General features: G+C 45.4%; 8 protein-coding genes. 4 read left to right on the top strand and 4 right to left on the bottom strand.

The features are described from left to right. Window positions 1-118: 118 nt before the first annotated feature. Both DTQ70_RS10795 and DTQ70_RS10790 read left to right on the top strand, forming a co-directional pair. Window positions 119-526, top strand: a complete 408-nt coding sequence (locus DTQ70_RS10795; RefSeq protein ID WP_122930810.1) for an EthD family reductase — start codon at window positions 119-121, stop codon at window positions 524-526. 127 nt (window positions 527-653) lie between these two features. Then, window positions 654-4,271: an alpha-L-rhamnosidase gene (locus DTQ70_RS10790; RefSeq protein ID WP_122934359.1), complete on the top strand. Its 3,618-nt coding sequence runs from the start codon at window positions 654-656 to the stop codon at window positions 4,269-4,271. Window positions 4,272-4,364: 93 nt separating this feature from the next. On the opposite strand, the gene DTQ70_RS10785 is transcribed toward DTQ70_RS10790, so the two are convergent. Further along, window positions 4,365-5,963: a hypothetical protein gene (locus DTQ70_RS10785; protein WP_122930809.1), complete on the bottom strand. Its 1,599-nt coding sequence runs from the start codon at window positions 5,961-5,963 to the stop codon at window positions 4,365-4,367. Window positions 5,964-6,095: 132 nt separating this feature from the next. Here DTQ70_RS10785 and DTQ70_RS10780 point away from each other — a divergent pair, with 132 nt between their 5' ends. Further along, window positions 6,096-7,274, top strand: coding sequence for a hypothetical protein (locus DTQ70_RS10780; RefSeq protein ID WP_122930808.1), 1,179 nt, complete (start codon window positions 6,096-6,098; stop codon window positions 7,272-7,274). 78 nt (window positions 7,275-7,352) lie between these two features. On the opposite strand, the gene DTQ70_RS10775 is transcribed toward DTQ70_RS10780, so the two are convergent. The 3 genes from DTQ70_RS10775 to DTQ70_RS10765 all read right to left on the bottom strand — a co-directional run bounded on the left by DTQ70_RS10775 (window position 7,353) and on the right by DTQ70_RS10765 (window position 9,619). After that, a complete protein-coding gene (locus DTQ70_RS10775; RefSeq protein ID WP_122930807.1) occupies window positions 7,353-8,555 on the bottom strand; it encodes a nuclear transport factor 2 family protein in 1,203 nt (400 codons plus the stop codon). Window positions 8,556-8,772: 217 nt separating this feature from the next. Continuing rightward, a complete protein-coding gene (locus DTQ70_RS10770) occupies window positions 8,773-9,198 on the bottom strand; it encodes a hypothetical protein (RefSeq protein ID WP_122930806.1) in 426 nt (141 codons plus the stop codon). Window positions 9,199-9,256: 58 nt separating this feature from the next. After that, window positions 9,257-9,619 carry a hypothetical protein gene (locus DTQ70_RS10765; RefSeq protein ID WP_122930805.1) on the bottom strand — a complete coding sequence of 121 codons (363 nt, stop codon included), beginning with the start codon at window positions 9,617-9,619 and terminating at the stop codon, window positions 9,257-9,259. A 355-nt stretch (window positions 9,620-9,974) separates the two neighbouring features. On the opposite strand from DTQ70_RS10765, the gene DTQ70_RS10760 reads away from it, so the two are divergent. After that, window positions 9,975-13,421 carry a glycosyl hydrolase gene (locus DTQ70_RS10760; RefSeq protein WP_122930804.1) on the top strand — a complete coding sequence of 1,149 codons (3,447 nt, stop codon included), beginning with the start codon at window positions 9,975-9,977 and terminating at the stop codon, window positions 13,419-13,421. Window positions 13,422-13,433 lie beyond the last annotated feature (12 nt).

Below are 13,433 nucleotides of genomic sequence, written 5' to 3'. Positions count from 1 at the left end.
AATCGTTTTTTTCGATGGTTTGTATCGAAAAATAGCGTTTTGCAAATATAAAACCTGTTCAGATATTTGCGGAACATTGCTTTAAATCAATCATTTAACTCTTTAAACACATGTAGCCATGAAGCTCAGATTTCTTCTGTCATCTTTTCTGTTCATTTCTAGTTTGGCGGCGTTTAGCCAAGACAAACAACCAAATCAGGCTGCTGAAAAAGGCTTGATTAAAGTATCCATCATGTATCCTTACGCCGAAGGCAAAACCTTCAACATGGAGTACTACGAAACCAAGCACATGCCCATGGTGGCGGGGTATTTGGGGGCAAATTTGGTGAAATATACCATTGAAAAAGGATTGGCGAGTGGTTTGCCTAATCAACCACTACCCTTTATGGCGATTGGTACATTTTATATAAAAAGCCTCAGCGACTATCAATCAGCCATCGCGCCTAACCGAGACGTCATTCGAGCCGATTTTGCCAATTATACCAATGTCGCTCCCATTATTTTGGTGAGTGAAGTGGTGAAGTAATAATTATTAATTATTGCATCAAGTTGAGACAATAACGGGAAAGCACAGGATACAGGCGGTATAATGTCAATATATTTTTGAACAATTAAAAGAAATGTCAAAGGCATATCTAAACCAAAGTTCAAAAATGAAAAGACTATTTTTTACTGCTTGTATCTTGTTTTTGTGGGGAGCAAGGGTGTGGGCTAACGTCGCGCTTAACCAATTACAAGTCAACTATCAAGCCACACCGTTAGGAATTGACACTCCCATTCCGCAGTTTTCTTGGCAAATGAAAGCCTTGGACGCAAAACGAGGTTACAGCCAAACTGCCTACCAAATTGTGGTTTCCAACGCTAAAAATCAAGTAGTTTGGGATACCAAAAAGGTAAATTCGTCGCTTTCGCATGGCATCGAATACGCAGGAAGTGGCCTCCAACCTACGACGCGTTATCAGTGGAAATTGACCGTTTGGGACAATACGGGCAAACCGATTACAAGTAGTTCGTGGTTTGAAACGGGCTTGATGAACCCTTCGATTGCGGCATGGTCAGGAGCTAACTGGATTGGGGGAGGCGATGACGATATGGTGTTGTATTCGCACTATTTATCGGTGTTTAAATTTGAGTATGGGGTTCAGCTCGATAAAACCAGCAATGCTACCAAAGCTTCTTTTGTGTTTGGTGCCAACGACCGCCGTTTAATGACCAAAGACTTGAACCTGATGGGGGTAACCAAAGGCAAAAACGAGAGTTATGTGGCCTTGGAGTTAGATATTTCCAACGTTAGCGACGCTGCGGACGGTCTCGCCAAACTGAATATTTATCGTGTTGGTTATACCAAAGACGATAAAGAAGACGTCCCATTGAAAAGTTTTGACATTCCGCAATCGTTGATAAATGCGGCCAATAAATACGAAAAGCATCAATTGTTGGTAGAATGTAATTTTGGATTGTTTGAATTTTACGTGGACGGCAACAAAGATGCTAACAAGCTGAAAGATAAAGTAGCACCCGCAGGCGGTGGAGGTCGTTTTGGTGCTCGGGGGTACAACTTAAACCCCGTTGGAAGTGGAAATAACTACATCAGTTTCCCGATGTTAGCCGACATTGGTTTTCGCGTTCCTAACGGACAAAAAGCCTTTTTTTCGGGCGTAACGGTTCGGAATTATCGTTATCCATCCAATCCAATTTTTACCGAAAACCTTCAAAAACAGCCGTATTCGGGGATTTTTTCGGCTTCAAATGTAAAAGTGGAGAACGGAAGCTACGCAGTAAGTGGCGGCTTAGTCACGGCCGACCCTAGCCGAAATGCGGCTCCCATGCTTCGGACGACTTTTACCACTCAGTCGAAATCCATCGCTAAGGCACGTTTGTACGCCACTGCCCGTGGGATTTACGAACTGTTTCTCAACGGTAGCCGCGTCTCTAACGATTATTTTAACCCAGGTCTTACGCAGTACAACAAAACCCACATGTACCAAACGTACGATGTTACCTCTGGTATAAAATCTGGCCAGAAAAATGCCCTTGGAGCGTGGTTGAGTGAAGGTTGGTGGAGTGGAAACATTACTTACAGCGGCGAAAACTGGAATTTCTTCGGTGACCGTCAGTCGTTGTTGAGCAAATTGGTCATTACCTACGCCGATGGTTCAGAGCAAGTGGTAACGTCAAATCCTACCGAATGGAAGTTTTTTAGCGATGGTCCCATTCGGTACGGGTCGTTTTTTCAGGGCGAAGTATATGATGCCAACAAAGAAGCAGCCGTCAATGGCTGGGCGACGGCGGACTACAATGACGCTGCTTGGAAATCGGCAGTGGTTATACCCTTGGATGGAACTGCGTTTAAGGGCACCGTTACCGATGCTTTGGGGCGGAAATCGTCGCTGGAATACGATGATTTTAAGCTTGTTGGGCAAATGGGTGAAAATGCCACGATTGTCAAAACCCTTACCGCCAAAAGCGTGGAGGAAGTGCGCCCCAAGGTATTTGTCTATGACATGACGCAAAACATGGTGGGTGTACCCCAAATCACCATTAAAAATGGCCGAAAAGGTCAAGCCATTACCCTGCGTTTTGCCGAAATGAAATACCCCAATTTGCCCGATTATAAAGGCAATGAAGGCATGGTGATGATGGAAAACATTCGGGCGGCGTTGACCCAAGATTTGTACATTTTGAAGGGGGGCGACGAAGTCATTCAGCCGCGTTTTACCTTCCACGGCTACCGCTATTTAGAAATTACGGGCATCGACCAAGCCATTCCTGTGAGCGATGTAAAAGGCTTGGTGATTAGTTCAGTCATGGATTTGTCGTCGAGTTTCGCCACTTCCAACGAACTGGTGAACAAACTTTGGCAAAACATTACTTGGTCGTTGCGGAGTAACTTCTTGTCGATACCGACCGACACCCCCGCCCGCAACGAACGGATGGGTTGGAGTGGTGATATTTCGGTATTTGCCAAAAGCGCGACGTATTTGGCACAAGCCAACCCATTTTTAAGGCGTCATTTGTTGGCTATGCGCGATATGCAGCCTGAAAATGGCCGTTTTACCGACGTCGCACCCGTAGGTGGTGGTTTTGGTGGAACGTTGTGGGGAAGTGCGGGGATTACTGTGGCTTGGGAAACTTATCGACAATACGGTGATAATCAGCTACTACGTGAGCATTACGATGCCATGAAAAAGTACATCAACTTCTTGGAAACCAAGGTGGACAAAACGAACGGCATTTTGAACGAAGGCCCGCTGGGTGACTGGTTGAGTCCCGAAAACAACAAAAATGATAACACCCTTTTCTGGATGTCCTACTTTGCCTACGACTTGGAAATTATGAGCAAAGTCGCGACCATTTTGGGTAAAACCGACGATGCGGCGCAGTTTGCCAAACGTCAACAAGAAATCAAAAAGACCATTAATGACGTTTATGTTGATAAAAATACGCACCGCACTGTCAAATCGGGGGTGGTAACGGCTCGAATGGGGCCTCCAGGGCCGCAAGCGGCTGAAACAAAATCAGATAAAGGCGTGCTCATGGATACCCAAGCCTCGTACGCCATTCCTTTGGCGTTGGGAATGTTTGACGAAGTAAATAAGCCGTTTGCTATCAAGTATTTAAACGAAACGATTGAGCGTAAAAACAAAGACGATGGCGGTATCGAACGCCCCTCGTACTCGCTCATGACGGGCTTTATCGGGACTGCTTCCATATCGGAGGCGCTATCGGACAACGGAAATCATGCCCAAGCGTATCGTTTGGTGCAGCAAAAAGACTATCCGTCGTGGTTGTACTCGGTGGTCAATGGTGCGACGTCGATTTGGGAGCGTTTGAACAGCTATACCGTTGAAAATGGTTTTGGAGGAAACAACAGCATGAACTCCTTCAACCACTATTCTTTCGGGGCGGTGGCTTCGTGGATGTACAATTATTCGTTGGGAATTCAGCGCCATCCCGACAAAGCCGCTTTCAAAGAGTTTGTACTCAAGCCTACTCCTGACCCCGACAAACGCATTACCTTTGCCAAAGGCTACGTGGACACGATGTACGGACGCATTTCGAGTGAATGGGAAAGCAAATCAACCACTTTTACGTACAAATGCACAGTCCCTGCCAATACGACCGCGATATTGCATCTTCCTGCCAAAAGCCTTACCCAAATCACCGAAAGCGGCAAACCTATTGCGCAATGGAAAGGGGCAAAGTTGGAAAATGGAGAAGTGGTACTTCCTTTAACATCAGGAAGTTATGTTTTTGAGGTGAAAGAGTAATAGTTACAAAGAAGTTTATATTGCTTCGGAGAAGCGTAACCCTTACAAAGGTTGCGCTTCTCCGAAGCGATTTTGGATTTTTTAAATACTTCATCAACGCTTACACCGCACCTGAATCGTTTGCTGAGGTTTGAGTTGGAGGGGGTAGCCTGCCAGTAAAACCGACCCTTTTACTTTGGAAGACTTCCCGTCAATCGTCAACTCGTAGTTTTTGTTGGGTTCAATCGGGAACCATTCTTGGAACTGATTGATGCGGGGATAGTCAAACGGCAAATGCAAGTTTTGTTTGTGCCATTGTCCTCCAAAAATCAACTTCCCCGACCAAGCTTTGGGCGAACTGAGCGTAATGTAAACAGTATTGTTGTTGGTTACAGCACCATAAAGAACCTCTTGATTCCAGTCTGAAAGTTGCGTACCTGCCGTTTTCCAAAGGGCAAACATCAGCGACGTTCGGGCAAAATTGCCATCGCCGTGCCAACCTTCAATGATTCCGTCAGGCTTTTGAAAATTCCACAACACCTTGATTTCGCTGTCGAGCCAGTCTTTGGTGCTGGCCATAGGCTCGCGCAAATACAAATTCAACGTGCCTTCAATGGCGTCGGCGTAGCCATCAGCGCTGCCCGATTCCCAATCGTGGTTGCGGTAGTGGGCGTTAAGCTCGCCGAGTGCTTTTAGGGTAGCGTCTCGGTAAGCGGTTTGTTTGTCAAGGAGATACACGGTGTAGAATGCGTTGAGCGTATAGCCAAAATTATCAGCGATTCGCTTTTGAATCACCTCGCCCGTCAGTGGATTTACTTCGTCGTAAAAAAGCCCGTGTTCGTTTCTTCCTTTGGCCAAAATGGTATCCAACATTTCGTGAATAAACGGCTGCCACTGTTTCTTTTTGGCAGGATTGACCACCGATACCACCGCGTACATTTCCACCAGTCCCGATACAATTTCACAGCCGTGGTCACGCAAGCGAAGGCGCTGTAGTGCGCGAGTGGGTAAATGGGCTTCGCTCAAGTAATAATCTCCGATTTGGATGCCCCACGCCAGCCATTTTGGGTTTTTGGTGAGCCAATACATCCGCGCCAACACTTGCAACAAGTCGCCCCCGACTTCCACCACGGCGCTGTTTCCAAAAAAGTTACCTTTGATTTGGGTCGGGACGTCCACAATTTTGTCGAGGTCCTCCAAGATTCCCAACATCCGCTCCGACCAGGGGCTTGGCCCCAGCCATTCGGTCAGCGGAATGAGTCCGTCTTTCATGTATTCAGCGCTGCCAAAGACCAGTTGGCTGCTATCAATCACTGCATTTTCAAACTCTTTTTTGCAAAACGAATACGTATCGGGAAGTCGCCCAACGCGTGACGTAAGGCGGGTTTCGGTGGCGAGCATTTCGCGCATTTTACCCTCAAAAAGAGGTTTGTCGAGCATAGAAGCGGTCATTACCATAAACGGATAATTGTCGGCGGCAGCATCCCAAGCGTTCCAAATGCAGGTACTTTGGGTAAGGTTACGCGGAATGAGTCCCGTTGCGGGGTCAGCTTTACCAAGCCATCCCAACAAAAAACGGTGACTGCGTAGGAAGGCTTCGTTAGCCACTTTGCCGTTGGCCAGGGCTTGGTCAAAATAGGTTTGGTCGTTGGTTTGCGCCCAACTTTTGAGCGACCCAAGAAGAAAAAGGAGGAGGTAAAAATAGCGAAACATGGAGGAGGTGTTAGGAATAATAACAAAAGCAGATAACTGATAATTTTTAACATTATTTAGCAACTAGTTTCACCAATAAATTAGTAAGGATAGCGTTTTGAGTATAGTTATTCACTCAAAAAAAACAATGTCATGAAAAACGCTTACGTATTTTTACTCATTTTCGCTGCCTTCAGCGTGTACGGCCAAACCGAAAAAGGAAATTCGTTTATTGCAGGCAATTTTTCTACTAGATTTGAAACGACGCTGAAAAAAGAGAATTACAACTCAAAATGGCGAAGTACGGCTGTGGGCTTAGGGCTTCAGTACGGAAAATTTGTAAAAGATAATGTCCTTTGGGAAATCAATGCCAACGAGAGTATCGTTTTTAGCCGCAATGTAGTAGGAAGGTCCAGTGATAATCAATTCCGAATGACCAATTCGGGTTTTGGAATAGGCACTTCAGGGTCTTACTTTTTTGGAAAAAATCAATGGCGCGGATTTGTGGGTGGAGGGATAAATATTGGATTCAGTTTTACTAATAGCAAAAGTGAAAATAGAACAAACACGCTTTCAACCTCAGATTATTCGAGTTTTTCTGTCAACCCAATCTTTAAGGCGGGAGCCATTTATTTCATGGATAAACATTGGGCGCTCAAGGCTGAAACAACTTCAAATTCGTTTCCTGTCAATTTTTCGGGAGTCTCTTTGGGCTTACTCTATTGGGTGCGTCCTACGTCGTTTCGGATAGAGGAAGCAACGTTTACTACGCTCCAAAACGGCAATTGGGTCGTTGGACTAGACATGGGCTTGTCGTCGTTGCAGCAAAAGGACAATAGTTCCTTTGTCAATAATTACCGCGTACTTAACAACGAAAGTAACTATCGTTTTGGAGTAAAAGCGGGAAAATTTGTAAAAGATAGAACTATCGTTGGTGTCCGAGCAAGCGTAGGTTTTGTAAAAGACAACGAAGAATATATCAATGGATCAGGAAATTTCACCAGAACCGAAGAACAACTTTCGGGTGGTGTCTTTGTGAAGCGCTACTTGACCAACAGCCGCTTTACACCTTACATCGAAAGCTCACTTAATTACCTGCGTTTTAACTCAACCCAAAAAGGAAGCTCTACGAATAGCACTTACCACATTAATACCTATCAGTTGGGTTCATCGGTCGGACTTGCGTACTTGATTAGTAACCGATTTTTGGTTGAGGCCGAATTAGCGGGTTTAAATATCTTTTACAACTCACCTTTTGCCTCTCAAGAAAGCTTGTCGGTAAATTTATCGAGCCGACTATCGCCCAGTTTTACGCTTTCGTACGTGTTTTAGACAAAGGTTGAAAAGATAAGCAAAGGTGTTCCTTTTCTGGCGAAAGAAAAGGAACACCTTCCAGCAAGGCTTCTTGCTTTACAATTCCACATTACTCATGGCAACGATTTTCCAGCCATCCACCCTTTCTAAGATTCTCATTTCACGGGTTTTATTGGCAACTTTACCGTCGGCATTAAAAGTCTCTTGCGTATAAGTGACCCAAGCGTTGGTGGTGCCTACGTGTGCCTCATAATCCGAAATTTTGTAGGTTTGGCCAGTGGGTTTGTGAACTTTCTTAAATTGTTCGCCAAACGCCCTGAGTGCATCTCCTTTCAAATAAACAGGTACGCCCATTTTCTTAAAATATTCCTGCTGGCGTTCTACATAACTGGCATTGTAAGCCCATTGTTTATTCATCGCTTCTACGTCGCCTGCATGGTACGCATTGGTCTCAGCTTCGATGGTTTTACGAACATTACCTTTCTCAAAAGCATTGTCTGAATAGTCCCAAAGCGCTAACAAACCCGCAATTTTCCACGTTCCGTTAACTTTTTCGAGCATCCGCATCTCTTTTGAGGGAATTTGTGGTTTACCGTAAAGGTATTGGTCGTAGATAACCAAAGCGATATTTGGCGTGTAAAACTTAAACGTAAAATTCTCATTGATAGGATTCATTTCCCGAGGGCGGTATCCGAATGTAACGTCGTTTTCTTTTTTAATATCAGCAACGCCAAACTTGACCGAATACCCCGTTCGTGTGTTCCAGCCCCTGAAGGTTTTTGGAGAGTCGATAAAGCTGCTTGTTACGTCCTTGCCTGCATATACATCAATTGTTTCTTGGCGAAGCTTAGTTTTAATGATTTCCTCTTCTACTTGGGTATTCTCAGGAGTAGTATAGGTATGTTGCCCACTCAAACCAACCAATTTGTTTTCCCTGATTTCATAGACATAAGTCGAAAGATAATCAACTGATAAGTCGGGTGTCCCGTCGTTGTAGTGTCTTACATGGTGTTCGTTGCCAGTAGCGATAACGGTATTCCCGAATTGGCGGATAGATAGGTTTTTAAAATTAGCCTCTACACTTTTTACATTTTTGAACAAAGCCATAATCTGCGATTTGTTGGCAATGTAGCCACTTCCCGACACCAGTAAGTAGTTGTCGCTGAGATTATCCGTTACGTTTTTCAAAGGATTTTGTTGGTAATCGCTCATGTTTTGCTGGAAGAGTTTTTCGGCTTGGGTTTGCGCAACAACGCTACCCGCCACGGCGATGAGAAAAAGCAATAAAAGATTTTTCATGGGTCATTTCTTGGTTTTTGTAAATACCTTTTTTCATTGACAAAATTACTCCATCAAAAAGAGCGGAAATTGTAAAAATGCGACATCTACCTACTCTTTTAGCCCCAGGCCGTACGACATGGGGCTGAAGAGATATGCTTTTTTTGGATAACATCGGTCAGACGATAGTCAGACCTATCGCACTAGATATTGATTGAATAATGTGCGTAAGTATAAATCATTTTGCCCCAGGTACCGTATGTTGTCCGCTTATGTAAGTGAGTTTGCCGTCTTTGATTTCATACACATAAGTGACCAAATAATCCGTGGATAAGTCGGGAGTGCCGTTGGAATAGTGGCGAACGGAAAACTCGCGACCAGTGGCAATAACAAGGTTGCCAAATTGACGAAGTTTGAGGTCTTGAAAGCGGGCATCTACTTTACTAACGTTTTTGAACAAATTGACTATCTGTTGTTTGTTGGCAATGTAGCCCGTGCCCGAAACAAGCACATAGTCTTCAATCGCTTGGTCTTGAATGGCTTTAGAGGGGTTTGCTTCAAACTCTTTTTTCATGTTCTCAAACAAGGTCGCAATGGGGGTTTGGGCCGAAACGGAAGTTGTCAACGCAACGGCAAAAAATAAGAAACAAAGGAGTTTTTTCATGGGAATACGTGCGTAGGCACAGTTAGTGAATGGGTATTTGTAGAAGAATGAGTTGCACTTACATTTTGTCTTCGCTTTTCAGTGTTTGCCACGTCCATACCGCGCCCAGCAAATCAATCACACCGAAGGCGATAAAAAGGGGAGGGGCAATTTGCGTAACGACCAGCCCAACAGCTCCTAAAAAGTAAATCAGCCGACCGATAATCGTGGTTTTGAGGAAAGGTGTAAGCTCGTTTTTGGCTGACTGATAATAATAAACACCTAGGATAATGGCCAAAATCCCCACTACTCGAATGTAGGGTTCGTGGGCTTCGGGAAGTTGCGCCGTTTTGGTAAAAAAGTTAGGGATAAAGGTAAGTTCAAGCCCTACCAAGAAAAGGTAAAAACTGAAAAAATAGACGGTTTTGGCTGATTTTGACATAATTTTGAGGTTTAAGAGTGCTTTTTATTTCTTCACTCCAAAAGTAGTGGCCTTACTACTCTCAAAACAATTCTACTTTCTGAACGGCGGCATCTAATTTCTAAACGGCGGTAGGATACTGAAAAAGCAAAGAAAATGACCTCCAATACCGAACAAATTTGGTAGATATGCCGCCGATCGCTTAAATAAAAAATAACATCCTCAAGCAAAATGGCAAAAGTCTTTTATTTTCTCTATTTGAGACAATAGCAGGTAGGTGTAGGATAGAGATAGTACTTAATGGATTTATTTTTGAATTTAAAAGATAAATCGTTTGAGGTAAGTAACTATCGGTTGTCATAAAAATTTCTGTAAAATGAAAAAAACACTTCTATTCGTGGTATTGGTTGTAGCTACTTTCGGGAGTATGGCACAAACTACTTTGCAAAAAAACTTTCAAAATCCCCCCAAATCGGCCAAACCTGTTGTATGGTGGCATTGGGTGGGGAGCAATGTGACCAGAGAAGGCATCACCAAAGACCTCGAATGGATGCAGCGCGTTGGTATTGGTGGTTTTCAAGCGTTTGATGTGTCGATTGGTGGTGGACAAACCGTTGAGAAAAAAGTCAAGTTTATGACACCCGAATGGCTGGAACTCATCAAACACACCGCGGCAGAAGCCGACCGTTTGGGCTTGGAAATGACCATGGTAACTGCCGCAGGCTGGAGCGAAACAGGAGGAACGTGGGTAAAGCCGCTGGAAGCCATGAAAAAAATAGTATGGAGTAGAACCCAACTTCGCGGAGGTGAAAAGCTTAGCAGTCCGTTGCCTTTACCACCAACGGTTGCGGGGCCAATTCGGAATTTGCCCAAAGGAGCAAGCTTCGGTGGTAGCAACAGCAAATCGGAACCTTTTTACCAAGACCAAATCGTATTGGCCTACAAAACGCCCGAGGCAGAACTGACGGTGGCTACGCCAAAAATCACCAATCATAAAGGGGAAAACGTGACACCCGATGCCCTCTTGGATGATGATTTAACGTCAAAAATTACCCTTGAAACGCCCAAACAAGACGAACCAGTTTATTTACAATTTGAATACGAAAAACCCTTTACGGCACGCTCGTTTTCGTTGGCATTGGGAGATCCAGCAAGGTTTCCCAGTCGTACGATGCGCGCAGGGTACGTTCAGTTTAGCGAAGATGGAAAAAACTATAAAACGCTATTGGCCTTGCCTGGGCCGCAGCACGACATTCGGGCGCTGCCAGTGCGTACATTTTCGTTTCCTGAGGTCACAGCCAAGTACTTTCGGGTAGTGTTTGTTAAAGGAGCAACGATGACAACCGTCGGTGGCCCCGATGATGTGGGAGGCTTTGGGGGACCAACCACCGCGCCTAAGTCGTTTGACATTACCGAAGCTATTTTTTATTCGGGTGCGCGGGTGCATCGTTGGGAAGACAAAGCAGCTTTTGCGCCAATGTTTGCTTTTGAAAGCCTTAAAACACCCAATACAGGTCAAAATACAGTCATTAAAGGCGATGAAATCATAGATATAACTTCTTTTATGAAGCCTGATGGTACATTAGATTGGACAGCCCCGTCCTACAATTCCCCCATTGGGACGGAACGCCGCGCGGGGCAGGGGGCTTGGACGATTCTACGCATTGGGCAGTCGCTGACGGGAGCCAAAAATGGCCCTGCGATGCCAGAAGCCACTGGTTATGAGGTGGACAAGTTCAATAAAACCCATTTGTTGTCGCACCTCAATCAATGGTCGAACCCGATTGCCGAAGCAATGGGGCCGCTGTATGGTAAAAGCATGAAGTATTTTTTGGTGGATAGCTACGAAGCGGATGCCCAAAACTGGACGGAAACCATGCTCCCTGAATTTAAAAAACGCCGAGGCTATGATCCCACCAAGTATTTGCCAGTGTTGGCAGGTTTTGTAGTGGAAAGTGCCGAAGTGAGCGACCGTTTTTTGTGGGATTTTCGACTGACCATTGCCGAATTATTGGTTGATAATCACTATGCTGCCATCACTGAATACGCTCATCAAAAGGGCATTAAAACCTACGGCGAAGTAGCGGGGATTTCGATGCCCATCATCGAAGATGCCCTACGCAATAAAGCTTCGGTGGATATACCAATGGGTGAATTTGGCATGACGCAAGGTTTAGGGAGTGGAGCCGATAAAGAGTGGACGTCACCTGCGGATTTGGAACTACAAAAACCCTACGCGGGAGCCAGCGACCGCCTTCATGCCCACCAGTCGGATGTACGCGAAGCGGCATCGGCGGGGCATATCTATGGAAAAAAAGTAGTTGCGGCCGAAGCTTGGACGGGGGGCGGCTACGAAGCGCCAGCGGCGTTGAAGTTTATCGGCGATTATTGGCTGACGCAGGGAATCAACCAAGTGATTTTTCATACCTCAGCCCACCAACCGTTGGACACCAAGCCTGGGAATACGATGGTAGGGACGCACTTCAACCGCAACATTACGTGGGCGGAGCAAGCCAAACCGTTTGTAGATTACCTCACGCGTACTCAGTACCTACTCCAAGAAGGTCGTTTTGTGGCCGACATTGCCTATTATTTGGGCGAAGATATTCCTGCCGCCGTGCCCTACTGGGAAAAACTACGAAATGAAGCCCCCGCTGGGTATGATTACGATTTTGTGAATACCGAGATTTTGCAACGTTTTGAGGTTGAAAACGGGGAATTGGTGCTGCCAAGTGGTATGCGTTACAAGCTATTGGTATTGCCCGAACGAACTACGATGACACCACAGGTTTTGGCCAAAATCGAAGAGTTACTCAAAAAAGGAGCTATCATTGTAGGCCCCAAACCCGAAAAATCGCCCAGTTTGGTGGGGTACCCTGCGGTTGATAATGAAGTAGCGACAAAAGCCACCGAACTCTGGGGAATGGCCGACGGGAAGTTTATTTTCCAAAGTCCTTACGGAAAAGGTAAGGTGTTTTGGAATGCGCCGCTGCAAGGGATTTTGGGACAACTCAATTTGAAAAAAGACGTTGATTATACCCTGCCGCATACCAATACACGTCTGTCGTGGATGCACCGCAAAACGAGTGAAGCAGACTATTATTTCGTGCTCAATATGCGCAACCAAGCCGAAGACATGGAGGTAGTGTTTCGGGTGGCAGGAAAAGTCCCCGAACTGTGGCGTGCCGATAAGGGCGTTGCCGAAGCCGTTGCGTACAAAATAGAGAATGGCTTAACCACTGTTAAACTTCATTTTGACCCGCAAGAGTCTTATTTTATTGTATTTGAGAAAAATGCTTCACAAAACGAAATGGCTGTTTCGGAAAGAAAAGTCAAAGATTCGCAAAGAATTATGGGAAATTGGACACTCTCTTTCCCTGAAAACTGGGGAGCACCTGCCCAAGTTACCTTGCCCGAACTGACGTCGTGGACGAACCACCCTGATGAAGGTGTCCAGTTTTTTAGTGGTACGGCTACCTATACCAAAGAAATAGACATTAAAAAAGCGCAACTAGCTCCCAATAGCTCGTTGTGGTTGGATTTGGGAGAGGTGAAAGACATCGCCGAAGTACGTCTCAATGGCGTTGTACTTGACACGTTATGGAAAGCGCCTTACCGCGTCAATCTTTCCAGCGTGGCCAAGGTAGGTAAAAACAAACTCGAAATCCGAGTTACCAATCAGTGGGACAACCGTTTAGCAGGCGACGCTAAACTCCCCGCCGACAAAAAACTCCTCAAAGTCTCGGGAGGAATTCGCTTAGGGGGAGCTCCTAAACCCAAAACCTCGGGTTTATTGGGGCCTGTGGTGTTGGAGGTGAGGTGAACGTCTCACCCA

The organism is Runella sp. SP2 (genome assembly GCF_003711225.1).
Lineage (GTDB): Bacteria > Bacteroidota > Bacteroidia > Cytophagales > Spirosomataceae > Runella.
Note: the sequence above shows the minus strand (reverse complement) of the source record. Positions and strands in the feature narration are given on the sequence as shown.

Excerpts from the sequence above, each read along its gene's own strand:
- DTQ70_RS10780 (WP_122930808.1), top strand. The coding sequence starts at position 6,096 with ATGAAAAACGCTTACGTATTTTTACTCATTTTCGCTGCCTTCAGCGTG.
- DTQ70_RS10770 (WP_122930806.1), bottom strand. The coding sequence starts at position 9,198 with ATGAAAAAACTCCTTTGTTTCTTATTTTTTGCCGTTGCGTTGACAACT.
- DTQ70_RS10785 (WP_122930809.1), bottom strand. The coding sequence starts at position 5,963 with ATGTTTCGCTATTTTTACCTCCTCCTTTTTCTTCTTGGGTCGCTCAAA.
- DTQ70_RS10760 (WP_122930804.1), top strand. The coding sequence starts at position 9,975 with ATGAAAAAAACACTTCTATTCGTGGTATTGGTTGTAGCTACTTTCGGG.
- DTQ70_RS10790 (WP_122934359.1), top strand. The coding sequence starts at position 654 with ATGAAAAGACTATTTTTTACTGCTTGTATCTTGTTTTTGTGGGGAGCA.
- DTQ70_RS10795 (WP_122930810.1), top strand. The coding sequence starts at position 119 with ATGAAGCTCAGATTTCTTCTGTCATCTTTTCTGTTCATTTCTAGTTTG.
- DTQ70_RS10775 (WP_122930807.1), bottom strand. The coding sequence starts at position 8,555 with ATGAAAAATCTTTTATTGCTTTTTCTCATCGCCGTGGCGGGTAGCGTT.
- DTQ70_RS10765 (WP_122930805.1), bottom strand. The coding sequence starts at position 9,619 with ATGTCAAAATCAGCCAAAACCGTCTATTTTTTCAGTTTTTACCTTTTC.